The following is a 22337-nucleotide window of genomic DNA, read 5'->3' on the forward strand; positions in this document are numbered from 1 at the left end:
CCTTTGGCACGAAGGACGACAGGTGAACTCTCACCCCTGAGAAACGTTGCTCTATTAAACTCTATTATAACAGTAAGGGGCTCTGAAATAGAAGGTAAGAGTCTTCTTAATACTCAACTTTCGGAGTTGAAAAATACAGCGGAATCCCTATTGCTTGTTGGTAGGAGAGAACCCTGGGGAGTGGTGCGTCTCCTGTCGGAATGAAGCTCGCTTTTGTCCGATTGAGGCTCGCTCTTGTCCGTATGAGCGCTCCTGTCGAGAATAGCTGCACCTAATTCCCTTATACCAGTGGGTGAGGTGCACTTTTCGTGTCCGAAAGTTGAATTAATAGCTGTTCGTTAAAATGGAATACGTCAGTCAAAGCACTTCAACAAGAAATTATGAACTATCAAACAAGACAAACTACATTAAAACTTGAAAGGGCGGTCTTAAGATGAGTTGTGCATTTTGTTCGATAAGTAAAAATGAGTTAGAATCCTATGCCATTTATGAGGATGAGAACACCAAGGCATTTCTAGATATTAGACCGATCAACAAAGGGCATATTCTTGTTATCCCAAAAGAACACGTTACTTCTTTACAAGAAATCAGTGATGACCTTTACGCTAAGTTAATGAGTACAGTAAAACAAATGAGTGCATTAGTGGATGAAAGAATAAAACCAGTGAAGGTTGGAATTACCATAGCGGGTTTCGATATAGATCACCTCCATGTTCATGTTATCCCTATGAATAAGTACCATGATATAACCTCACAAAAATACCTCGATGGGAGCATACAAGAAGCTAAGGATGACACTCTTGCAGAAGTCAAGAACAGGCTTACCGTAAGTTAACCTTTCTTACAGTTCGATCAATTTAGCTGGCTTTGCTTGTAGGCTATCTTGTCTCATACGTTTTGTAACTGTTATGCCCCAGGGTATAAGTGGATATCATTTCTTTTTCCTCTGCAATTCTTGATCTACAACCTCAAAGATACAGTCCCCTCCAAATACACATATGTCCTTTTTATCCTTTTAGTGTGTACATTTTCGCCTTTGTGAACTATGATAATGGATATAAACCTTTCACACAGGGGGAGAACCAATGGCAAATCAAACGTTACACCAATTTTTGAACGAACAGTTGCATGACTTGAAAGAAAAGGGTCTTTACAATGTGATTGATCCGGTGGAAGGCGCGAATGGACCGACCATTACGATTGCCGGAAAAGAACTGATTAATTTGTCTTCGAATAATTACCTGGGATTAGCCACAGACCGCCGGTTGATCGAGGCTTCTTCGGCGGCAACCGAAAAATACGGGGTGGGCGCAGGGGCCGTGCGTACCATTAACGGAACCTTAGACATTCACATTCAATTAGAAGAGAAGTTGGCAGCGTTTAAACATACAGAGGCGGCCATCGCCTATCAATCCGGATTTAACTGCAATATGGCGGCGATTTCTTCGGTGATGGATAAACAGGATGCGATTCTTTCCGATGAGCTCAATCATGCCTCCATTATTGATGGGTGTCGGTTATCAAAGGCGAAAATCATCCCGTTTGCCCACTCAGACATGGATGATTTGAAGAAAAAAGCGCGTGAGGCCAAGGAGTCTGGCTTGTACAAGAAAATCATGGTCATTACCGATGGCGTTTTCTCGATGGATGGAGACATTGCCAAGCTTCCTGAAATTGTAGAGATCGCCGAGACGTTTGATTTGATTACGTACGTGGATGATGCGCATGGTTCTGGCGTGCTCGGGAACGGCATGGGCACGGTGAAGCATTTTGGGCTATCCGATAGAGTCGACTTCCAAATTGGCACGTTATCAAAAGCGATTGGGGTCATTGGAGGCTATGTGGCAGGGAAGCAAGAGGTGATTGACTGGCTAAAAGTGAGAAGCCGTCCATTCCTATTTTCCACAGCTGCGACTCCTGGGGACGTAGCCGCGTGTATGGAGGCCATTGACATTTTGTCCTCGAGTTCAGACCTGCAAAACAAGCTGTGGGAGAATGCGGACTACTTAAAGAGAGGCTTAACCGAGTTAGGCTTTGACATTGGCGCCAGCGAAACCCCGATTACGCCTTGCATCATCGGAGACGAAGAGAAAACGCAACAAGTCAGCAAGCGCTTGATTGAAGAAGGCGTCTATGCCAAATCGATCGTCTTCCCAACGGTGGCGAGAGGAACGGGCCGTGTTCGAAATATGCCAACGGCCGCGCATACAAAGGAAATGCTGGATCAAGCCTTGGATGTGTATAGAAACGTAGGAAAAGAAATGTCGGTCATTTAAGGAGGAGAGTCTCATGGAAAAAGTGTTGGTCACCGGGGCGCTCGGACAGATTGGCTCTGAATTGACGATGACATTGCGAGACATTTATGGATCTGCCAATGTTATTGCTACGGATATCCGCTCCACTGAAAGTGACGTGGTTCACTCAGGTCCCTTTGAGGTGTTGGATGTCACCGATGAAAAAGCCTTGTTTCACACAGCGAAGAAGCACGGCGTTGACACGATCATTCATTTAGCGGCGTTGCTATCGGCGAAAGCGGAGGCGAGCCCCATGCTTGCTTGGAACTTGAACATGGGCGGACTGGTCAACGCATTGGAAGCCGCTCGGTTGCTGGACTGCCAACTTTTCACCCCAAGTTCAATTGGTGCGTTTGGCCCGTCTACGCCAAAGGCAGGCACGCCGCAAGACACCATTCAAAGACCGACCACCATGTACGGCGTAAACAAAGTCGCTGGGGAGTTGTTGTGCGATTATTATTTTCAAAAATATCACGTGGACACACGAAGCCTGCGTTTTCCTGGACTGATTTCCTACAAGACCCCGCCTGGAGGGGGAACCACGGATTATGCGGTTGAGATCTATTATGAAGCGATCAAACGCAAAAGGTACACCTCGTACATCGCCGAAGGCACGTACCTGGACATGATGTATATGCCGGATGCGTTAACGGCGATTGTGGCATTGATGGAGGCCGACCCTACAAGGTTAGTCCACCGAAATGCGTTTAATGTGTCGGCGATGAGTGTCGAACCGGAACAAATCGCCGCTTTCATACGAAAAAAGATCCCTGAATTCGTCATGGATTATCAGGTCGACCCGGTACGGCAAGCGATTGCGGAAAGTTGGCCCGATCAACTCGATTGTTCCTGCGCGAGGGAAGAGTGGGGCTTTGAGCCAGCGTACAATTTGGAGAACATGACAGAGGATATGCTAACAAAAATCGAATCGTCCCTTTCTGTGAACCAGTGAGAGAGGGGAAGGCGGGCCATTGTGGGGATGGGCCGCCGTTTTTGTTGCGTTTAGCACGGGGAGGGGAAGCAAACGAACCAGAAGTTCATTTCCCTCTCTCCGTTCGGTGCTGACGAAGTCACAAGAAGAGGTTGGGAAGTCACAAGATGAAATAAAGGCACACGTCTCGATTAAAAACTCTCCAACTCTCAGCATTCTGAAGTCGTAACAGCGTAAGAATTTCCGAAACGTTTCTCTAGTTGCCTAAACCTTGGCCTCTACTTTCCCCTCCTCAATCAACAAAAAAGCCAAACCAGACGCCTTTTTTGCCTCTACTTGAGCTATTCAACCATTCATCAAGCCAATCCTTACATAGTCTGTAGTAAGAAGAAGGGGGGTGTTCAAATGGGTTACTACTCTTGCCCGATGCAAGGTGGGACGCGAGGCGGTCAAGGCTTTGCTCTGATTGTCGTGCTGTTTATTCTGCTTATCATTATTGGTGCCTCTTGGTATAACAACTAAGTTCGCAAATCCACCATTAAGGACGTTCAGACCGCCTCCTCCGCGGCAACGGACGGATGGTGTCAGTGGGAATGATGCCTCGCTACGCTTGAGCATTGCTAGTTGATTCCTTCAGTCAAAGCACACCCATAGATTCACCATCCTACGAGCAATACCCCTGACACCTAGTGTCAGGGGTTTATCTTCCACGTATAGTAGCACCCCCTCTACTTCAGGGAGTCTATGTCTATATCCTCTCTGAATGCTCCTTAATCCAACGTACAATTTCCTCTACGCTAAGTTTTCCTTGGGCGACATCGACGGTAAAGTCTTCTACCACCGCATCGTTTTGAAGGAGATTGTATCCATTCCTTTGAAGGGCAATATCTAAAACAGCAAGAGCCGTTCGTTTGTTTCCGTTGAAGAAACAGTGATTTCGAGCGATAGACTCAAACAATACGGCTGATTTTTCATAGAGAGAGATGTACATCTCTTCACCAAATGCGCTTTGCTCTGGTCTGGCAATCGCAGATTCTAATAAGCCTTCCTCTTTTACCCCTGAATCTTCCCCTTCGCCGTACTTCTCCATAATAAGATAATGAAGGGTAACGATCTCTCTTTTCGAAAGCAAATCAACCTTCTCCATATTATCGATCCTTCAAGTTTTTGAAAACTTGGTCGTGTTTTTTAAACGTATTCTCAGCCATCTTAAGGAAATCAAGTTCGATGTAGTCCTCGATCCGTTCGTTTTTTTTAAGGATAATTTCTCCCTGTTGAACCTCCAGTTCGAGTTCATCCCCCTGTTTCAATTCAAGTTCATCGAGAACTTTTTTGGGAAGCCCTATCCCAAGACTATTCCCTACTTTCGTAATTTTTCTTGTCGGGTTACCTTTGTTACCTGCGTCATTAGCCCTCATTGTATTTATCGCCACCTTCTTCAGTCCTTTCTTATAAGTGTATGCAAGCTGTAAGAAATGTATACAAATCATTACGTATTTACGTATGTACATTATAACTTGACGAACCACTGATAATCAAGTAATCCCTATCTTATGGTCGGACCCCTGTAATCAAAAAGGGTTATCATGGAACACCGCTGGGCGAAGAATTCTCCTGGATGAAAAGAAATCTCCAAAATATCCATTGAAAACGTTTCACTTTTTAAGTATGATAGGAGCAATTACAAATTTAAGACATCTGATGACCTTATCACTAGAAGTCAATGGTGGATGAAAAACGAGGAGGGGACGAAATGAACGTCTCTCTGTTTGTGACCTGTTTAGGGGATGTGTTTTACGCGAAGACAGGCAAAGACGTTGTGGAAGTGCTCGAACGATTAGGGTGTAACGTTGATTTTCCCGCTGCGCAGACGTGTTGTGGGCAGCCGGCGTTTAATAGTGGCTATCATGAGGATGCCAAAAAGGCGGCGAAGCAGATGATCGGTGCCTTCCGTGATTCGGCCTATGTGGTGACTCCCTCGGGTTCGTGCGCGGCGATGGTAAAGGAGTATGAGCATTTGTTTCAAGGGGAGCCGGAGTGGCAGGAGGAAGCAAAAGCGCTTGGCGAGAAGACGTATGAGTTCTCGCAGTTTATCGTTCATGTGCTAAAGGTCGAGGATGTAGGCGCGAAACTTCCAAGGCGAGCGACGTACCATACCTCGTGCCATATGACCCGCTTGTTGCGGGAAACGGAAGCGCCGTTTAAGCTTTTGGCGAATGTGGAAGGGTTGGATCTAGTCGATTTGCCTTTTCGCCATGACTGCTGCGGGTTTGGCGGAACGTTTGCCGTGAAAATGAACACGATTTCAGAGCAGATGGTGAGCGAAAAAGTCGACCACATTGAAGAGACAGAGGCTGAGGTGCTGATTGGCGCTGATTGCGGCTGCCTGATGAATATTGGCGGGCGGCTCACGCGAGAAGGAAAGCCGGTGAACGTGATGCATCTGGCTGAAGTGCTTAACAGCCGTTAAAAAGAAGGAAGGGAGAGAGCGACAATGCCGATGAAAGTAGGGGAGCGATCTTTCGATGCACGGGTGGAAAAAGGGCTTGGCGATACCTTCATGCGGGAGGCGGTGAGCTCGGCGCAGACGCGATTCCAGACGAACAAGGCACGGGCAGAGGAGCAGCTCGGGCACTGGGAGGAGTGGCGTGAGCATGCGGAGGAAATCCGTACGCACACCCTTGAAAACCTCGACTATTACTTGCAGCAACTCAGTGAGAACGTCGTCGGAAATGGCGGCCATGTTTTTTTCGCCGCGACGGCAGAGGAGGCGAACGACTACGTCACGAAAGTCGCCAGAGAAAAAGAGGCAAAGAAAGTGATCAAGGCCAAATCCATGGTCACTGAAGAACTCAGCATGAACGAAGCACTGGAGAAAGTCGGCTGCGAGGTGATTGAGTCGGACCTCGGGGAGTACATCTTGCAACTCGATGATCACGACCCGCCGTCCCACATCGTCACACCGGCCCTTCATAAAAACAAGGAACAGATTCGCGAAACGTTTGCCACGCTGAAAGGGTACGAGAAAACATCGAAGCCGGAAGAACTCGCCCAGTTCGCGCGGGAGCAGCTGCGTGAAGAGTTTCTCACAGCGGACATAGGTATCACCGGCTGTAATTTTGCCGTCGCCGAGTCAGGCAGCATTGCCCTTGTGACCAATGAAGGCAACGCTCGGCTTTCAACGACGATTCCGAAGACGCATATCGCCGTGATGGGGATGGAGCGGATTGTGCCCACATGGGAAGAACTGGACGTGCTGGTGACAATGCTGTGCCGCAGTGCGGTCGGGCAGAAGTTGACGAGCTATGTGACTGGACTCACCGGCCCAAGAGGCGAGGACGACCTGGACGGACCGGAGGATTTTCATCTCGTCATTGTCGACAACGGGCGCTCGAACATCCTCGGCACGGCCTTCCAATCTGCATTGCATTGCATCCGCTGCGCCGCCTGTATCAATGTCTGTCCGGTCTATCGTCACGTCGGCGGCCATTCGTACGGTTCGATTTATCCGGGTCCGATCGGTGCCGTTTTAACGCCGCTCTTAGAAGGATACGACGATCACAAAGACTTGCCGTATGCCTCGAGTCTCTGCGCCGCCTGTACCGACGCTTGCCCGGTGAAGATTCCGCTGCACGAGCATTTGATCGAGCACCGCAAAGTCATTGCTGAACAAAAGCGGACGCCCAGGACGGAGAGAATGGCGATGAAAGGGTTTGGAATGGTGTCAAGCTCGCCGAAATTGTTCGAGCTGGCGGAGAAGTCGGCCCCTCTCGTTCTCTCTCCTTTCACGAAGGATGGGAAGATCGAAAAAGGGCCTGGTCCACTGAAAGACTGGACCGACATTCGTGACTTTCCGATCCCAGAGCGAGAGAGCTTTCGAAAATGGTTCAAGAACCGAAAGAAAGGAGGCGGGTCCACGTGAAGCAAGGGACGATGCACAATCAAGAGTCGTTTCTAAACACGATTTCCAAAAATTTGGGAAGAGAGCGACGCACGGAAGGAGTGGAGCGGCCCCGCTATAAGCAGCAGCCGCAGCATGATGTGCTCAAGGGTGCTGCCACGGACGAGCTCATCGAGGTGCTGAAAACCCAGTGTCAGGAGATTCATACCGATCTTCTGGAAACCAACCTAGAGCATCTGGAAGAGACGATTCTTCAAGCGATGGGGGACTATGGCGCAGATCGAGCGGTGGCCTGGGACGACCCGCGCTTTGAAGAATACGGCTTGAGTCGCTTTTTGCAGCGGCCGGACATGACGATCTGGGGGAGTGCCCCTGATGAGGAAAACATCAAGATCAGCGAGCGCGCCGATGTCGGCATCACCTTCTCCGATTACACGCTTGCGGAGTCCGGCACCGTCGTTCTGATGAACGGGGGCGGGAAGGGGCAATCGGTCAGTCTGCTCCCGACCTATTACATTGCGCTCATTCCGACGAGCACGCTTGTGCCAAGAATCACGCAGGCCACAGAGGCGATTCATCAGCGTGTGGAGGCGGGCGAGCGCATTCCTTCCTGTATCAACTTTGTCACAGGACCAAGCAACAGCGCGGATATTGAGATGAACCTCGTGGTCGGTGTGCACGGGCCGGTGCGTGCTTGTTATATTCTGATTCATGATTGTTAGGGCGGGATGAGCTGAAGGCCGCTGCGTCCACTCATTTTGGAGGGGGCGGGATGGAGCGTTCAGCGCCCCTTTCCTGCTGGAGAAAGCGAGAGGGGCGGTTAGTGCTCGGGCAAAAGGAGTAAGGATCCGGATAAGAAGGGCGAGAATCCAGACAAGAGGAGCGAGAATCCGGATAAGAAGGGCGAGAATCCAGACAAGAGGACGAGAATCCGGACAAGAGGAGCGAAGATCCGGACAAGAGTGGCGAGAATCCAGACAAGAGTGGCGAGAATCCAGACAAGAGGAGCGAGAATCCGGACAAGAAGGGCGAGAATCCGGACAAGAGGAGCCCTCCCCCGCCCTGGATCCTCTCCGATCAACAAGCAGTCCCTTTTTCCTCTCCTAATGAAGACACACGCACCTATTCTAAATGTTCCTAAATCCGAAAGTTGCGTGCAAGGCTTCGCTCCTTTCTCGCAACTACATAGGCTGAAATTGAAAGCGTTTCTACAACTTAGAATCTATACCCTTACTGATTGGAAGTGGTGGCCTTGCTTAGTACAGGCTTGCTTAGTTTGATAGCAATACTCCCTATAATCACTGTGTTCATCCTACTCGTCGTTCTTCGCTGGTCGGCGAAGCGAGCGATGCCGGTGGCTTTCGTCATCACCGTCCTCATTGCCCTGACGCTCTGGGAAGTTCCGGTCAATCAAATTGCAGCGGCTTCCGTCAATGGAGTCGTGACGGCGCTGGAAGTCTCGGTGATTGTTTTTGGAGCATTGTTATTATTGAATACGTTAAAAGAGAGTGGCGCCTTGCATGCGATCCGCCAAGGCTTCACGAGCGTCACGCCGGACCGACGGATTCAAGTGATTATTATCTGCTGGATGTTCGGGACGTTTTTAGAAGGCGCGGCAGGGTGGGGAGCCCCTGCCACGATCATTGGTCCTTTGCTCATTGCGGTTGGCTTTCCGGCCATGGCGGCTGTGATGGTGGCGCTCATGCTGCAATCCACCCCGGTTTCGTTCGGAGCGGTTGGAACGCCGATTCTTACAGGGGTAGGCTCAGGATTAGAGGGGAATTCCATCGTGAACAACTTCCTCGAAAGCCAACAACTGCCCTTTTCCACGTTCATTAATGACATCGGTGGACAAGTTGCGATTTTTCACGGAATGATTGGAACCTTCATTCCTCTGTTCATGGTCAGTATGCTCACGTTCTTTTTTGGAAAAAATCGTTCCTTTGCTGAAGGGTTGGCGGTTTGGAGGTTTGCGCTTTTCGGTGGCTTAGCGTTCACCGTTCCTTTCGCCCTCGTGGCGAACCTTCTTGGACCAGAATTTCCAGCGCTGCTCGGCGGGCTCATTGGCCTCTCTATCGTGATTCCGGCGGCGAAGAAGGGGTGGTTCATGCCGAAGCATCATTGGGATTTCCCTGATGAGAAAAACTGGGAACCGAGTTGGCTGAGCCAGATGTCGCTTAGTCTTGATGAGCAACCGATACAAAAAATCTCGGGGGCAAAAGCTTGGGTTCCATACACGCTCGTTGCCCTGCTGTTGATCGCGATAAAAGTGGATTTTCTCCCGTTTAGTGAGTGGATCGCTTCTTCGGAAGTGGCGATCGAATCCCTCTTTGGCACAGAGGTCACGGCGAGCTCGGTCCTGCTCGACATTCCTGGGGTCACGTTTATTTTCGTTTCGCTGATCGCCGTTCTTCTGTACCGTTTGTCTCTTCAACGCTACAAGCGAGCGCTGAAACAATCGTTTCGAACGGTTTCAGGCGCAATGATTGCGTTGCTGTTTTCGGTGCCAATGGTACAAGTGTTTCTCAATACCGACGTCAACTTTTCAAATTTCGACAGCATGCCCCTCGTGCTTGCGGATTGGTTAGCAGGAGTAGCCGGGGAGCAGTGGCCCCTCGTCGCGCCAAGTATCGGGGCGGTTGGTGCGTTTGTGGCTGGGAGTAACACGATCAGCAATATGATGTTTTCTCTCTTTCAATTCGGCGTTTCTGACCAGTTGTTGATGAATCCTGTGGTCATTGTCGCTCTCCAAGCGGTCGGAGGGGCTGCTGGCAATCTGGTCTGTGTTCACAATGTGGTCGCGGCTTCGGCAGCTTCAGGCATTACAGGAAAAGAAGGAATCTTCATTCGGCGCATGCTGATTCCGCTCACGTTTTACCTTGTCTTTGCAGGGGGCATCGGAATCATTGCGATTCACGGATTTTCCTTTAACAGTGGCACGATTTTATTGGGAGTCCTCGCCATGGTGATTCTCACGGCCATTTTCATTGGAGAAAAGAAGAGAAGGGAACTGGATGGAAGAACGACGGCCACCGATTTGTCTCCGCCTTCTTATTAATGGGTGCCTGTGATTCATGCTATACTAAAGGCATACGTTTCAACCAAGGAGAAGACAGCCATGGCTTTTAAGCAAATCGAGAACCGAAAAATCTCGGAAATCGTTCGCCAGCAAATTGAAGACATGATTCAGCGGGGAGAGATCCAGCCAGGGGAGAAGCTCGACTCGGTCGTCAAGCTCGCGGACCAGTTCAACGTTAGTCGCTCTGCTGTGCGCGAAGCCTTAAGTGCGATGCGCGCGGTGGGAATTGTGACGATTAAGCAAGGCGAAGGCACGTTCGTAAACAAATACGATTTCTCGAACGTGGTCCACTCGGTGAGTAGGGAGCGAATTATCGCGAAAACCGAAATGCTGGAGCTGTTTGAGATGCGCAAGATCATTGAGGTTGGGGCGGCGGAGCTTGCGGCTGAAAAAAGGGAGGAGGCCCATCTTCAGGCGCTGGAGCACGCGCTGAAGGATATGAAGGAGGCCGAACCGGAAGAGAGCTTGGGAGAGGCCGCCGATGTCACCTTCCACTTAGCGCTTGCGGAGGCTTCCAAGAACTCGATGATGATTGACATGATGCAGCAGCTCTCGGAGACGCTTCGAAAAACGATGTTTGAGAGTCGACGCGCTTGGCTCTTTTCCAGGAGGGACACACTGGAGCGCTTGTATGAGGAGCATGAGCGCATCTATAAGGCCATCAAGAAACAGGAGCCAGAAGAGGCGAGGGTTGCGATGCTCTGTCACTTGCAAAATGTGGAGAACACGCTCGTCGAGGAACGAGAATAGCAAAGAAGCCGATAGTCTGTGCGCACAGACTATCGGCTTCTTTTATTTCTCCGAACGGTCGCTCCCAATACGGGCAGGGCGACGGCAGGCTACCTCTTAGTACCCGCCATAGCCTCCGCCAAAGGAAGCCCCAATAATAATAAGCAAGATAAACAATACTACGATTAGTGCAAAGCCACCGCCTGCACCGTACCCACCAGTTCCAACACTCATTTCGCATACCTCCTTTTTCAGTCTCAATCATAAGCTATGCAGGAAATTTATTTTTGACTGGGCGTTTGATAAAAAATCCTGGGGGAAGGCGAAAGTGGGGATTCGGCAACAGTCTTGAAATCCATTCACTGCACATAACATAATAAGGTATATTCGCATTTTTTAAGGAGTGATGGTTTTGAATAAGTGGGGCGCCCTCTTGATAAAAGCCGTTATTTTCATCGTAACCATTTCCGTGGTCTTCCGAGTAATAACCTTCTTCTGGGAAAGGTATGTACCGTGGACCCCAGCCACTGATCTTTGGGCTCTATTTGTGATGGTTATGGCCATCGGATTTTCTTTCGTTTTAGCTAAAATCATCTATGAGAAGATAAGAGGGTTATAGACGGCCCCGGCTCTTCCCACTTAGCACCACGAGCGACGCCTTGAGGCCAAGTTTGCCGTTTCCGTTCGGACTGTTCTCACATCTTTTTGGTTATTCTTGCGCTTCACTGTACGATAAGAATTTTGGATAAGAAATGCTTGGGCATGGAAGGCTAAAAGAACCAAAGGTTGAAGGGGAAAGCTCCTTAGATTAAGCCATTGGTCCGGTTGATTTTATGGTGGGAGTTGTCCTATACTTCTCGGACATGCCTTTTTTTAAAAACGACGTTCTTACTCTTTTTTCATAGGGGACATACAGATTCTGACTACAACCATCATGAACCAGGGAATGGGATAGAGAAAGAGTGAGGTGCTAGCGATGGAGATTCGTTTCTTGATCAAAGATCTTCATGTGGTGGAAGTGCACGGAAGCGAAGACGTCCAAATTACCGATATTCAAATTGATTCGAGGAACGTAACAAACGGAAGTCTGTTTGTCTGTATTACGGGAACACAGACAGACGGGCATTTCTATATAGGGCAGGCCCTTGAGAATGGCGCAAGAGCGATTATGGTGCAAAGAGACGTTTCTCATGATTATCCGGATGTCACAGTGCTTAAGGTTCCGGATACAAACCGGGCGCTGGCGAACCTCTCAGCGGTTATCTTTGATTACCCTTCCGACAATATGAAACTCATTGGTGTGACAGGAACAAACGGCAAAACCACCACCACGCATCTCATTGAAAGCATAGTGCTCGGTGAGGGGCTAAAGACAGGATTGATGGGGACCATCTGCGTGCGGATGCCCGGTCACACCGAGGAGTCGGTGAACACCACACCAAATGCGTTAGTTGTGAATGAAACACTTGCCACGATGCTACATAAAGGAGTCAAGCATGCGGTTCTTGAGGTCTCTTCCCATGCGCTCAGCATGGGGAGGCTGTGGGGATGCAATTTTAAAACGGCAGTATTCACGAACCTTTCCCCCGACCACTTGGACTACCACTCCTCCATGGAAGCTTATTTTGAGGACAAAGCCTTGCTTTTTTCACAGTTAGGAAACGGGCAGGCGACGTTTCATAAGGCCGCCGTGATCAATAGGGATGACCCCTATGCCGAGAAGTTGATTCAAAAAACGAGCGCGCAAATAGTGACGTACGGCATTCATGAACCAGCGGATGTACGCGCGACGCTTGTTTCTGAAACGAATCAAGGCACGCGTTTTAACGTGGAAACCTTTAAAGGATCGGCCTCGATTACGCTCCCTCTGTTTGGAGAGTACAATGTCTACAACGCGCTCGCAGCGATTGGAGCCTCTCTGCTTGAGGGTGTGAGCTTAAAAGGCATAAAAAAAAGTTTGGAATCCTTTCCGGGTGTCCCAGGGCGTTCGCAGTACATACTTGCCGGTCAGCCGTTCTCTGTGGTCATCGATTATGCGCATAATCCCGACGGGTTGGAAAAGGTGATGCGTGCCGTACGGGCGCATCATGACGGCAGAATCTTATCGGTCCTTGGCTGTCGTGGCGACAGAGATGTAAGCAAACGACCGATTATGGGCAGCATGCTATCCAAGTGGGGCGACTCGATCTTTTTAACGTCCGATAACCCCAATTCCGAGGAACCAGAAGCAATTATTCGTGACATCAAACGAGGCATGGACCCGACGGAAGCGTTCGATTGCATGGAAATCATTGACCGGAGAGCGGCCATTCGCAGAGCCCTGCAAGAAGCGAAGGAGGGGGACTGCGTGTTGATTACCGGCAAAGGCCATGAAACGCACCAGGTGATGAAAGGAAAACGAACCCCCTTCCATGACGAAACCGTTGTGAGAGAGTTGCTGGACGAACTTGGCTTAGCCAAGCAAGAAAACAGGAAAATACGACTTTGATGAAGAGCAGTGGAGTCTCAAGGGCTTCGCTGTTTTTTCTGATCCAGCTGCGGCCGGGCTTGATCCTGCCGTCGCTCCAGAACTTGTCGCTCGTGAGCGGGGCGCCTGCTGTTAAATGACAATAAAGATGTTTAATTACAGATAAAGATGTTACATTTACAATAAAGTTGTTTAAAAACTCTAGTCTTGCTCTGCAACAATCGGGCCATTTTGCGGAATAAGCATTATCAAACTAACGAGCAGGGAAATTGAATATTAAAGAGAAATTAATAGTGGATAGGGAGGGATATAGATGGTAGCACTCTTCATGGTACGACTGTCCTTATGTGATGGCATATTCAAAGGTGAAGGCTGTGTTTAAATGAATTGTCTAGGTTGTAATTTAGCTAACAAAAATGAACCTGTAAAGGTTGTATTTGAAGATGACTATGTATGTTGTTTCTTAGACCATGACCCATACAACGAAGGTCATGTATTAATATTACCAAAAAAACATATTTATGACGTTGAAGAACTTGACGAAGATACTGCACTTTCAATTATGAAGGCATCTATGCTTATATCAAAAGCAATAAAAAGACTGTTTAACCCTGATGGTATTACCATTTGCCAAAACGGTGGAGTTTTCAATGAATTAACTCATTATCATATGCATGTTGTACCAAGATACAAAAATCAATCATTCGCCACTTTCTATTCAGATGAAGATGTATATATAGAAGAGGAAGACAAGTTACTTAATATAAAAAGAAAATTAGTTGAAGCCATTAACAGTTTTTAAAGTGTTTTTCCGCAATCGGGCGCAATTCCGGAATAAGGATCAGCGCCCGTATTGAACATAAGGGCCATTTAATTGAATAACGATAGCAGACAAAGCCGAATAATTGCGCTGGTCTTTTTGAAAAGGGTTTATACCATAGATCCTGTAATACAAATTATTGTCTATGCATTCACTTGGCATAGAGCGCATGCATCTTAACGTAAATCGGAGCGCAATTCTGGAACAGTACCGATTACACCAAAAGTAAATAACTTAAAGTGTAATGCGTATTTTCAGCCTCAAAAATAAGCGACTTTATTGTTAATCAACACCTGCGCCTTTCATAATCCAGCTGCGGCGGGTAGGAGCGTCGAGATGTTTCACCCCAATAACGAAATCCAAGGTCGGGATTTCTTTTATTGGGTCTCCAACATTCTCGCTCCTGACCAACCCGCCTGCGCCTTTCGGTGTGATCTAGCTGCGGCGCCCACTCGCTCGAGGTTTCTTCACGCCGCCAGGTCAAGCCAAGACCGGGCTTGATCCTGCCGTCGCTCCAGAACTTGTCGCTCGTGAGCAGGGCGCCTGCGCCTTTCGGTATGATCCAGCTGCGGCGGGTAGGAGCTCGGGATTTTTCAGTCCTGCCTTGAAATCCAAGGTCGGGATTTCAAGTGCAGGCCTTCCAAAATCCTCGCTCCTAAGCAACCCGCCTTCGCCTTTCGGTGTTTCACGTGGAACATGGCACTTTCGGTTTACCCATCGGCTAAAACGTGAATAGATAGGAAAGTGAGGTGAATGCGATGGACTATTCGTCCGAGCATATAGATGAGGAGTTTGATCGAGAATTTTCGAGGATCTATGAGGAACAAACCGAGGCTATCAATGCCCAGCTTGACCAGGACATTTTATTTGCGTTAATCGGCGATGTGAATACTGGAAAATCATCAACGATCAACCAGCTGATGGGGGCAGACGTCGCCAAAGTCGGCGCTAGCCCTGGGGCGACAAGCGCCATCGATTTGTATACATTTAAACAGCATATTACGTTTGCCGATACGCCTGGCCTTGATGACATCATCCAGGACCATTCAAAAGAGACGCTGGGCTATTATGAAAACGCTGATGTGATCCTCTTTTTCTTAAATGCTGCAGGAACCGTATTTTCAGAAGGAGAAAAGTCGATCTTCGAGAAGATCGCAGCTGTGAACCAAGACATCATTATTGTTTTAAATAAAATTGACGCCGCAGAAGACATTGACAGCTTGAAAGCGTATGTCAAGAACCATACGGGCGGCACGTTCCCGATCGTGGCGATCTCATCGAAAAACGGCACAAACATCGATCAGCTCCGCCATGCGATTCTAGACATTCTCGAAAAGAAACAAAAGGACATCCAGCTTGCAAAGGAGCTCGAAGGGAAGAAAGCGAAAGCGAGCGTCGCAGGTAAATGGATTCTTGGCGCCTCTGTGGCCGCAGCAGGGGTTGGGGCGACGCCGATTCCAGGAGCGGACATTATTCCGATCACCTCGATTCAAGTCGGGCTCATGGTCAAGCTTGCTTCCCTCTACGATCAACCCATGACCAAAAAGCAAGCAAAGAAATTAGTGGTGACCACCCTTGTCGGCAATTTCGGCCAGACGATGTACCGCCAAGTCACGAAGTTTTTTCCAGGAGCTGCCTTTATTGCCGGAACGACGATTGCCGGTGCCGTCACCGCCGCCTTCGGGTATTCAATTAAATATGCATTTGAACATGGCATTGACCTCTCGACCGAGAATCTTGGCGGCATGATCGAGGAGTATTTGGGGCAATGGCAGAAGCGAGACTAAAAAGCAGATGGGCGCCCATCTGCTTTTTCGTTGGTATTGATTAACTCCGTAAGTCCAACCAGTTCACTTCTTCTTGTGTGAGGGAAAGCTTCGCACCCTCTCCGCAAGAGAGCATTTCCTCTTCGTTTTGTGGCCCGATGATGGCGGCTGAAGGGAAACCTTGATTGAGCACATAAGCGAGGGCGACTTGGATTCGGGTGGTTCCTTTCTCCTTCGCAAGCTGCTCCGCGCGATCGTAACGCTTCCAGTTGTCATCGTTATAGAAGACGCGGACGAGATCTTCATTTTCAACGTTGTCCCGCGTGAACCGTCCGGTGAAGAAGCCGCGCGCCTGTGAAGACCAGGAAAAGAGCGGTAGCTGCGAGTCTTCATGCCAAGAAATCGTCTCTTGATCAGCGCTGACACACCCTGCCCAGTAAGGCTCCTGCGCTTTTGCGAGGCTTAAGTTCGGGCTGGAAAAGCTAAAGCCTTTGAGTCCGTTTGCAAGGGCGTAGGCATTCGCTTCCGCTAAACGAGCCGGTGTCCAGTTGGAAGCGCCGAATGCTTGAATACGCTTCGCCTCGACATGCTCATTCAACCATTCAATGATTTGCTCAACAGGCACAGTGAGATCATCGCGATGCAGCGCATATAGCTCCACACGGTCCGATTTCAGGCGATCGAGGCTGATTTTTAATTGCTCCGCGATGTCATCACGGTTAATGGTGTGGCCGTTTTCGTTGGGGTGCCCGCCTTTCGTCCATATATTGAGACGCCCGTGGTTTCCAGCATCGAGCCAGTTGCCAATCGCGGCTTCACTCTGACCACCCGCATAGATGAACGCTGTATCCACCGTGTTGCCGCCAATACGGATGTAGCCCTCTAGCACCTCATTCACGTACGCCTGTTTATCCGGCGTGAAATAGTCGGACCCCATAATCAGGGAAGTCACCGTTTGCTCAAGTCCTTGTACCGTTAGATGCTTCATCGTATCTCCTCCTATCGTTTCGTCATCGTGACGCGCTCGCGCGTGGTAATCGATGTCAAACACGCGTCCAAGACGTTCATATTTTTCACCGCATCCTCTGCGCCGTAAGGAACGGAACCGCTGCCAAAAACATCCTTGGCAAACGCATCCGCTTGGAGGGCGTAATGGTTGGACGAGGTCCCCTCCATCTCCCGACGCTCCCCTTGGCGATCGAGGGTGTATCCCTCCGTATCGCCCGTGAAGGCGAGTGGAATGACGATGCGTCCCTCTGTTCCAAGAATTTCGGCTTCATTTCTCCCGGCAGCCCAGAGGCCGCTGTCAAAGGTAAGAAACTTCCCGTTTGAAAATTCCAGTAGGCCGGCTGCGACCATGTCCACATGATCGTGCGACGCTGGAAGAAACCCATGGACGGTGGCTGCTTCTGGTTCTTCCTCAAAAATCATCCGCGCCAGGCTAATCGGATAGACGCCCACATCGTATAGACTCCCGCCGCCATAGTCCCGCTTCATTCTGAAATTGCTGTGGTCGTCGGCATTATTGAAGGAGAAGGCCGCTCGGATCCCGCGAAGCTCCCCAATCTCGCCCTCAGCAATTCGTTTTTTGATGTCCAAATAGCGGGGTTGATAGCGATACATAAATGCCTCGACGAGCAAGACGCCTTGCTCCTTGCATGCAGCTCTCATTTCCTCTGCTTCTTGTGCATTCATGGCGAGAGGTTTTTCACAGAGCACATGCTTTCCTGCTTTCGCGGCCTCAATGACCCACTTTTTGTGAAGATGGTTGGGCAGGGGGATGTAGACCGCGTGGATGTGAGAATCTGCGAGTAATTCCTCGTAGGAGCCGTAGGCGGTCTCAACGGAAAACGCGTTTGCCAATTCTCGGGCTTTCTCTAGGGAGCGACTCGCGACTGCGTGAATGACACCGGTTTCAGATTGAGCAATTCCTGGCATAACGGAACGTTTGGCAATGCTGGCCGTTCCGAGTATGCCCCATTTCAGTGGTTGCATGGGGGATGTTCCTCCTTCAGTGTAAAAATAAAGTGTAAGCACCCATCCTCTTCTAGAGAGCGTTCGTTTCAGTCGATATGTTGGCCAATGTCGAAAAATACGCAAAAGGGATGGAAAACGGTTACAAAATCGTGTACAGTATTAGTATGAGATCGTTTCCATAAAAAATCAAGCCATTTTTCTTGATCGTCTTAACTTTAAAGGGAAGGAGGCGGCCCATTGCAGAGGATCTCAATTTTCATAAGAGATGAAAGCGCAATCACATGTGCGAAATGAGTACAGGAAGGCTCTTTCTTTCACTAGGTAAAGACTAAATACAGGAGGGACTGCCATGCGTTTCAGAGGACCATTGCTTTGTGGGTGCAGCCTATTGATGCTGCTCGCAGGCTGTACTCAAGAAGAAGCGAGCTCGAATGGAGACGAGCCTACGGGGGAAGTCACCGTTTGGGCCTGGAATTTGGAAGCGGATTATTTGATTGATATCGTCCCAGCGTTTGAAGAACAATATCCCGAGATTGATGTCAACGTCCTCAAGCTGAGTGCTGATCAAGTCTATCAACGTCTCACCACCGGGCTTGCTTCCGGTTCGGAAAGCCAGTTGCCAGATATTACGCAGGTCGAAAACCAGCGTTTCGGCCTCTATCTGGAAAATTTCGAAGATAGCTTCACCAATCTATCAGAGATGGGATTCGATGAACACCGCGAGAAGTTTGTCGAGGCCAAGGTGGCCCCTCTTTTGAATGAAGGCGGTGACATGATGGCTTTTCCTCGCGACATTGGTCCGATGGGCGTCTTTTACCGTACCGACCTATTTGAAGAAGCGGGCATTGATCCAGAGGACATTCACACATGGGAGGATTACTTGGAAGCTGGCATCCAACTCCGCGAAGAGACGGGGGCCTATATGTTTGGCCTCGCATTAAATGATGGAAACATTCGTGAATACCGAGCGATGCTTCAGCAGCAGGATCTCTTCTATTTTGACCAGGATGGCCATATTGCGGCCAATGCAGAAGCAGCGCATCGCTCGCTTGACATGCTTAATCAGATGGATGAAGCCGGGATCATTCTGCGTGCCGCAACAGACAATGAAACCAATGCAGCCATCAAGAATGATGCTGTTGCCTCGGTGATAAGCGGCTCATGGCAGAAAGGCATAATAGAAGATCAAATGCCTGAACAAGAAGGCGACTGGGGCGTGATGCGACTGCCTGCCTTTGAAGAGGGTGGGGCGACGGCCGCCAATGACGGCGGAAGCAACCTCGCAATCACAAATGTCTCCAGCAACAAAGAAGCCGCTTATCTGTTTGGAGAGTTTGCGACGGTGAATGTGGAGAACCAGGTATACGGAGGACTGGCCTATGGCGCTTATCCTGCCTTAATTGAAGCGATTGAACGACCAGAGTTTCAGGAAGGCGACGACTTCTTTGGTGGGCAGGAAATCTTCTCGATTTTTAGCGAAGAAGCCCTCAATCTTCCAGTGATTAATTTCACGAGCGACTACCTTCGTGCCCAGGACGCCTTTGACGATGGCATTGGACGCGTCTTTTTGCACGATGTGGATGTAGACGAAGCCTTGGAGTCGGTTGGAAACCGACTAGAAGCGAGCACAGGCAGGGGGGAGAGCGATGAGTAAAGCGGCGATGTCAGACAAAACAACACGAATGTCAAAGAAACCAGCACGTAAAGGGCCTCGAAATCCGGCGGGCCTTGCCCCTTATGTGTTTATCGGACCGAGCCTGTTCTTCTTTCTCTTGTTCACGGGCTACCCGATTGTGTACTCGTTCTACCTAAGCTTGACCACCAATGAGGCAGGCGTCAGCACTTTCGCTGGACTGAGCAACTACATCCGCCTGTTTCAGGATAGCCTGTTCTATGAGTCACTCTTTAACACGTTTGTTATCCTGATTGTGCAAGTCCCTGTGATGATCTTTATGGCGGTTGTGCTAGCCAACGTGCTCCACACAGGGATTCAAAAAGCCAAAGGTGTGCTGCGAGTGGCGTTTTTTACGCCGACGGTCACCTCCCTCGTGGCTGCGTCGATTATCTTTCTTTTAATCCTTAACCAGGATTTTGGCATTCTCAACTTTATGCTTGCAACCATAGGCATTGACCCCATTTCCTGGCTGAATGACCCTTTTTGGGCCAAGGTTTCGCTGATTATGGTGATCATCTGGCGCTGGACGGGCTATAACATGATCATCGTCTTGGCAGGCTTACAGATGATTCCTAAAGACCTGTATGAAGCGGCAAGCATTGATGGAGCGGGACCTATTAAGAAATTTTTCTCGATCACCATTCCGCAATTGAAGCCGGTGCTGTTGTTTGCAGCGGTGATGTCGACGATCGGGACGTTCCAGTTGTTTGATGAGGTGTTCAACCTGACCGGAGGCGGGCCGATTAACGCGACCACTACGGTGACGATGTATTTGTATGAAAATGGGTTCGAGTACTTTGACTTCGGCTACGCGTCAGCGATTGCCTATGTCGTGGTGGTCATTATTGCTGTCCTTTCCTTCATTCAGTTTAAAGTGGCAGGTGATAAAGAATGACAGTGGCTGCAAAAATACTCAAATACGTTGTTCTTGCGATGGGGTTGTTTTTAACATTAGGACCCTTCTATTGGATGATTGTCGGGGCCACGAATCCTTCCGGGGAGATTCTCTCGGTTCCGCCCAACTTGATTCCGGGTACATTTCTAGTCGAGAACTTTCGCAACTTGCTCGATAATGTCGACATCTTCCGGGCGCTCTTAAACTCTGTTGTCATCACCGTCACCTTTACGCTCCTTGCCGGGATCTTCAGTGCAGCCGCGGGCTACGCGTTTGCCAAGTATAAATTCCGCGGACGCAACGTCATCTTTGGACTCTTCCTTGGGTCGATGATGATTCCGTATCAAGCAATGATTATTCCGCAGTTTCAGTTGTTTGCGAACATGGATCTCTTGAATTCGTACAGTGCGATCATTCTGCCACAGCTCGCCTATCCGTTTGCGATCTTTCTTATGAGGCAGAGCATGCAATCGATCCCAGACTCGATTATTGAATCCGCCCGGATCGACGGCTGTAATGAGTATCGGATTTTCTTCCGCATTTCCTTGCCGATGATGTTGCCAGCGATTGGAGCGGTCTCGATTTTTCTTTTCACGCATCAGTGGAACAATTTCCTTTGGCCGCTTGTCGCTCTGGTGACAGAGGACATGTACACGCTGCCGCTCCTTCTTTCCATCTTGGCAGGTCAGGATAATTTGGACTACGGGCAGCTCATGCTCGCTGCAACGATTTCCGTGTTGCCGATCTTTATCGCCTTTCTGTTCCTGCAGCGGTATTTCATTGCTGGAATTGCCGGTGGTGCTGTTAAGGAATAGTGGGAATGGAAACAGCACATGCTATTGAGGGTATGTGCTGTTTTTTAACCCAGTCTTTCTTAGAAAAAGACTGGCTCCGCAGAACCAGCCCTATTTAACGTCCACTTTTGATTTTTCAATCATGCCCCACACTATAATAATAAGCCCAATAACAAGACCAGCAATGGACCAGTAAAGGAGTGGGTGCGATAAATCGTCACTCTCTAATAAGCCAAAATAATCAATAGGTGGAACCACTTCCGTGTTCCCGCTCGCTAAAATAGCCACAAGAAGATGATGTGAGCTATAGAGAATAGCTGAAGCTAGCAAAATAATAGCTCCAGAAATCATTTTACCCATGCAATAACCTCCTAAAAAAGAAAAAGCGGGCATAGACGCCCGCGTATTAGTTTAAATGTTCTGAGCTGAATAACCAAACAACCAATCATCCTGTGCTGAAAGTCCTGCACTGAGCCCATATGCTTCAACAGTCACTGCCCACGTGCCTGAAGCTTAGAGGTCCACTTGGTTCCCTGTTGAATTTATAGAAGCCCCTACAACTTGTTCATTCCAATCAAGCCATTCGATGCCGCTAATGTATGAACTAGCATTGTATGCATTTGTGAAAGTTGGCAAAGCGGGAGATGTTGGATCGGTTTCATAATCGTAATTAAAGGAGATGTGCCGGTCTATAAGGGGAACGCCTCCGTCACCTTCCCATGTGCTACCTAGGGCAGATAAGTCCATTGCAACCGTTTGTGTTCCTGTCGCGCCTGTAATAGTGTTAAAAGTCTCAAAAGATTGGCTAGTTGTTTCAGCATCTTCAGCATCAACTAGGGCATTCAGAAATTCCGCTTTCATGTCAACCTCTTCTAAAAATGTTTCAAACTCCTCATCTGTAGGTTCCTGACTGCTTATTTGAGGCAACTCTTCAATTTCGAGGTTAACGTTCTCATAATCGCTTACAGAATGAAGAGCGAAGAAAGCCCCTTCCTTCAGGTGGGGGATG

22 protein-coding genes are annotated in these 22337 nt (G+C 49.0%); 15 read left to right on the forward strand and 7 right to left on the reverse strand.

Annotated elements, in window-relative coordinates; translation table 11 throughout:
- Positions 1-433 precede the first annotated feature (433 nt).
- From AVZ68_RS18415 to AVZ68_RS20035, 4 genes are all read left to right on the forward strand, one after another.
- Entirely contained in the window at positions 434-835 is a 402-nt protein-coding gene (locus tag AVZ68_RS18415; RefSeq protein WP_059106041.1) for an HIT family protein, read from the forward strand.
- Between the two features lie 250 nt (positions 836-1085).
- Positions 1086-2276, forward strand: coding sequence for a glycine C-acetyltransferase (locus AVZ68_RS18420; RefSeq protein WP_059106042.1), 1191 nt, complete (start codon positions 1086-1088; stop codon positions 2274-2276).
- Positions 2277-2289: 13 nt separating this feature from the next.
- Positions 2290-3246, forward strand: coding sequence for an L-threonine 3-dehydrogenase (locus AVZ68_RS18425; protein WP_059106043.1), 957 nt, complete (start codon positions 2290-2292; stop codon positions 3244-3246).
- A gap of 384 nt (positions 3247-3630) precedes the next feature.
- Positions 3631-3747 (forward strand): YjcZ family sporulation protein, encoded by a 117-nt coding sequence (locus tag AVZ68_RS20035; RefSeq protein ID WP_082676785.1) that lies wholly within the window; start codon positions 3631-3633, stop codon positions 3745-3747.
- Positions 3748-3973: 226 nt separating this feature from the next.
- Here the strand turns inward: AVZ68_RS20035 and AVZ68_RS18430 are convergent, their stop codons facing one another.
- Both AVZ68_RS18430 and AVZ68_RS18435 read right to left on the reverse strand, forming a co-directional pair.
- Positions 3974-4372, reverse strand: coding sequence for a type II toxin-antitoxin system death-on-curing family toxin (locus tag AVZ68_RS18430; protein ID WP_059106044.1), 399 nt, complete (start codon positions 4370-4372; stop codon positions 3974-3976).
- 1 nt (position 4373) lies between these two features.
- Positions 4374-4643, reverse strand: a complete 270-nt coding sequence (locus tag AVZ68_RS18435; RefSeq protein WP_180316732.1) for an AbrB/MazE/SpoVT family DNA-binding domain-containing protein — start codon at positions 4641-4643, stop codon at positions 4374-4376.
- Between the two features lie 335 nt (positions 4644-4978).
- On the opposite strand from AVZ68_RS18435, the gene AVZ68_RS18440 reads away from it, so the two are divergent.
- From AVZ68_RS18440 to AVZ68_RS18460, 5 genes are all read left to right on the forward strand, one after another.
- Positions 4979-5695, forward strand: a complete 717-nt coding sequence (locus AVZ68_RS18440) for a (Fe-S)-binding protein (RefSeq protein ID WP_059106046.1) — start codon at positions 4979-4981, stop codon at positions 5693-5695.
- 24 nt (positions 5696-5719) lie between these two features.
- A complete protein-coding gene (locus AVZ68_RS18445; protein WP_059106047.1) occupies positions 5720-7147 on the forward strand; it encodes a LutB/LldF family L-lactate oxidation iron-sulfur protein in 1428 nt (475 codons plus the stop codon).
- Entirely contained in the window at positions 7144-7848 is a 705-nt protein-coding gene (locus AVZ68_RS18450; RefSeq protein ID WP_059106048.1) for a LutC/YkgG family protein, read from the forward strand. The genes AVZ68_RS18445 and AVZ68_RS18450 overlap by 4 nt, the downstream gene beginning before the upstream one ends.
- A gap of 530 nt (positions 7849-8378) precedes the next feature.
- Entirely contained in the window at positions 8379-10184 is a 1806-nt protein-coding gene (locus AVZ68_RS18455) for an L-lactate permease (RefSeq protein ID WP_245628180.1), read from the forward strand.
- Between the two features lie 60 nt (positions 10185-10244).
- On the forward strand, positions 10245-10955 hold the full coding sequence (locus tag AVZ68_RS18460) for a FadR/GntR family transcriptional regulator (RefSeq protein ID WP_059106049.1): 711 nt from the start codon (positions 10245-10247) through the stop codon (positions 10953-10955).
- A 96-nt stretch (positions 10956-11051) separates the two neighbouring features.
- Here the strand turns inward: AVZ68_RS18460 and AVZ68_RS20040 are convergent, their stop codons facing one another.
- The gene (locus tag AVZ68_RS20040; protein ID WP_082676786.1) at positions 11052-11168 is read right to left on the reverse strand and encodes a YjcZ family sporulation protein; all 117 of its coding nucleotides are present in this window, start codon (positions 11166-11168) and stop codon (positions 11052-11054) included.
- Between the two features lie 742 nt (positions 11169-11910).
- Between AVZ68_RS20040 and AVZ68_RS18470 the strand changes: the two genes are divergently transcribed.
- The 3 genes from AVZ68_RS18470 (at position 11911) to AVZ68_RS18480 (ending at position 16008) form a co-directional block, all read left to right on the forward strand.
- Positions 11911-13422, forward strand: a complete 1512-nt coding sequence (locus AVZ68_RS18470; RefSeq protein WP_059106051.1) for a UDP-N-acetylmuramoyl-L-alanyl-D-glutamate--2,6-diaminopimelate ligase — start codon at positions 11911-11913, stop codon at positions 13420-13422.
- Positions 13423-13783: 361 nt separating this feature from the next.
- Complete coding sequence (locus tag AVZ68_RS18475) at positions 13784-14203, forward strand: HIT family protein (protein WP_059106052.1); 420 nt, start codon at positions 13784-13786, stop codon at positions 14201-14203.
- A gap of 776 nt (positions 14204-14979) precedes the next feature.
- Positions 14980-16008, forward strand: coding sequence for a GTPase (locus AVZ68_RS18480; protein WP_059106053.1), 1029 nt, complete (start codon positions 14980-14982; stop codon positions 16006-16008).
- A gap of 40 nt (positions 16009-16048) precedes the next feature.
- Here AVZ68_RS18480 and AVZ68_RS18485 read toward each other — a convergent pair whose 3' ends face one another.
- On the reverse strand, positions 16049-16975 hold the full coding sequence (locus AVZ68_RS18485) for an aldo/keto reductase (protein ID WP_059106054.1): 927 nt from the start codon (positions 16973-16975) through the stop codon (positions 16049-16051).
- Positions 16976-16986: 11 nt separating this feature from the next.
- On the reverse strand, positions 16987-17982 hold the full coding sequence (locus AVZ68_RS18490) for a Gfo/Idh/MocA family protein (protein WP_059106055.1): 996 nt from the start codon (positions 17980-17982) through the stop codon (positions 16987-16989).
- Between the two features lie 331 nt (positions 17983-18313).
- On the opposite strand from AVZ68_RS18490, the gene AVZ68_RS18495 reads away from it, so the two are divergent.
- Genes AVZ68_RS18495 through AVZ68_RS18505 form a run of 3 tightly spaced genes read left to right on the forward strand, consistent with a single transcriptional unit; the run spans position 18314 to position 21349 of the window.
- On the forward strand, positions 18314-19618 hold the full coding sequence (locus tag AVZ68_RS18495) for an ABC transporter substrate-binding protein (protein ID WP_059106056.1): 1305 nt from the start codon (positions 18314-18316) through the stop codon (positions 19616-19618).
- The gene (locus AVZ68_RS18500) at positions 19611-20534 is read left to right on the forward strand and encodes a carbohydrate ABC transporter permease (protein WP_082676787.1); all 924 of its coding nucleotides are present in this window, start codon (positions 19611-19613) and stop codon (positions 20532-20534) included. The genes AVZ68_RS18495 and AVZ68_RS18500 overlap by 8 nt, the downstream gene beginning before the upstream one ends.
- Positions 20531-21349: a carbohydrate ABC transporter permease gene (locus AVZ68_RS18505; RefSeq protein WP_059106057.1), complete on the forward strand. Its 819-nt coding sequence runs from the start codon at positions 20531-20533 to the stop codon at positions 21347-21349. Before AVZ68_RS18500 ends, AVZ68_RS18505 begins: the two co-directional genes overlap by 4 nt.
- A gap of 90 nt (positions 21350-21439) precedes the next feature.
- On the opposite strand, the gene AVZ68_RS18510 is transcribed toward AVZ68_RS18505, so the two are convergent.
- Both AVZ68_RS18510 and AVZ68_RS20525 read right to left on the reverse strand, forming a co-directional pair.
- Positions 21440-21688 carry a hypothetical protein gene (locus AVZ68_RS18510; protein WP_059106058.1) on the reverse strand — a complete coding sequence of 83 codons (249 nt, stop codon included), beginning with the start codon at positions 21686-21688 and terminating at the stop codon, positions 21440-21442.
- A gap of 153 nt (positions 21689-21841) precedes the next feature.
- A partial coding sequence (locus AVZ68_RS20525; protein WP_180316733.1) for a hypothetical protein occupies positions 21842-22337 on the reverse strand: 496 nt, incomplete at its 5' end.

This window comes from Shouchella shacheensis (assembly GCF_001484965.1).
In the GTDB taxonomy this organism is placed as follows: Bacteria; Bacillota; Bacilli; order Bacillales; family Bacillaceae_D; genus Shouchella; species Shouchella shacheensis.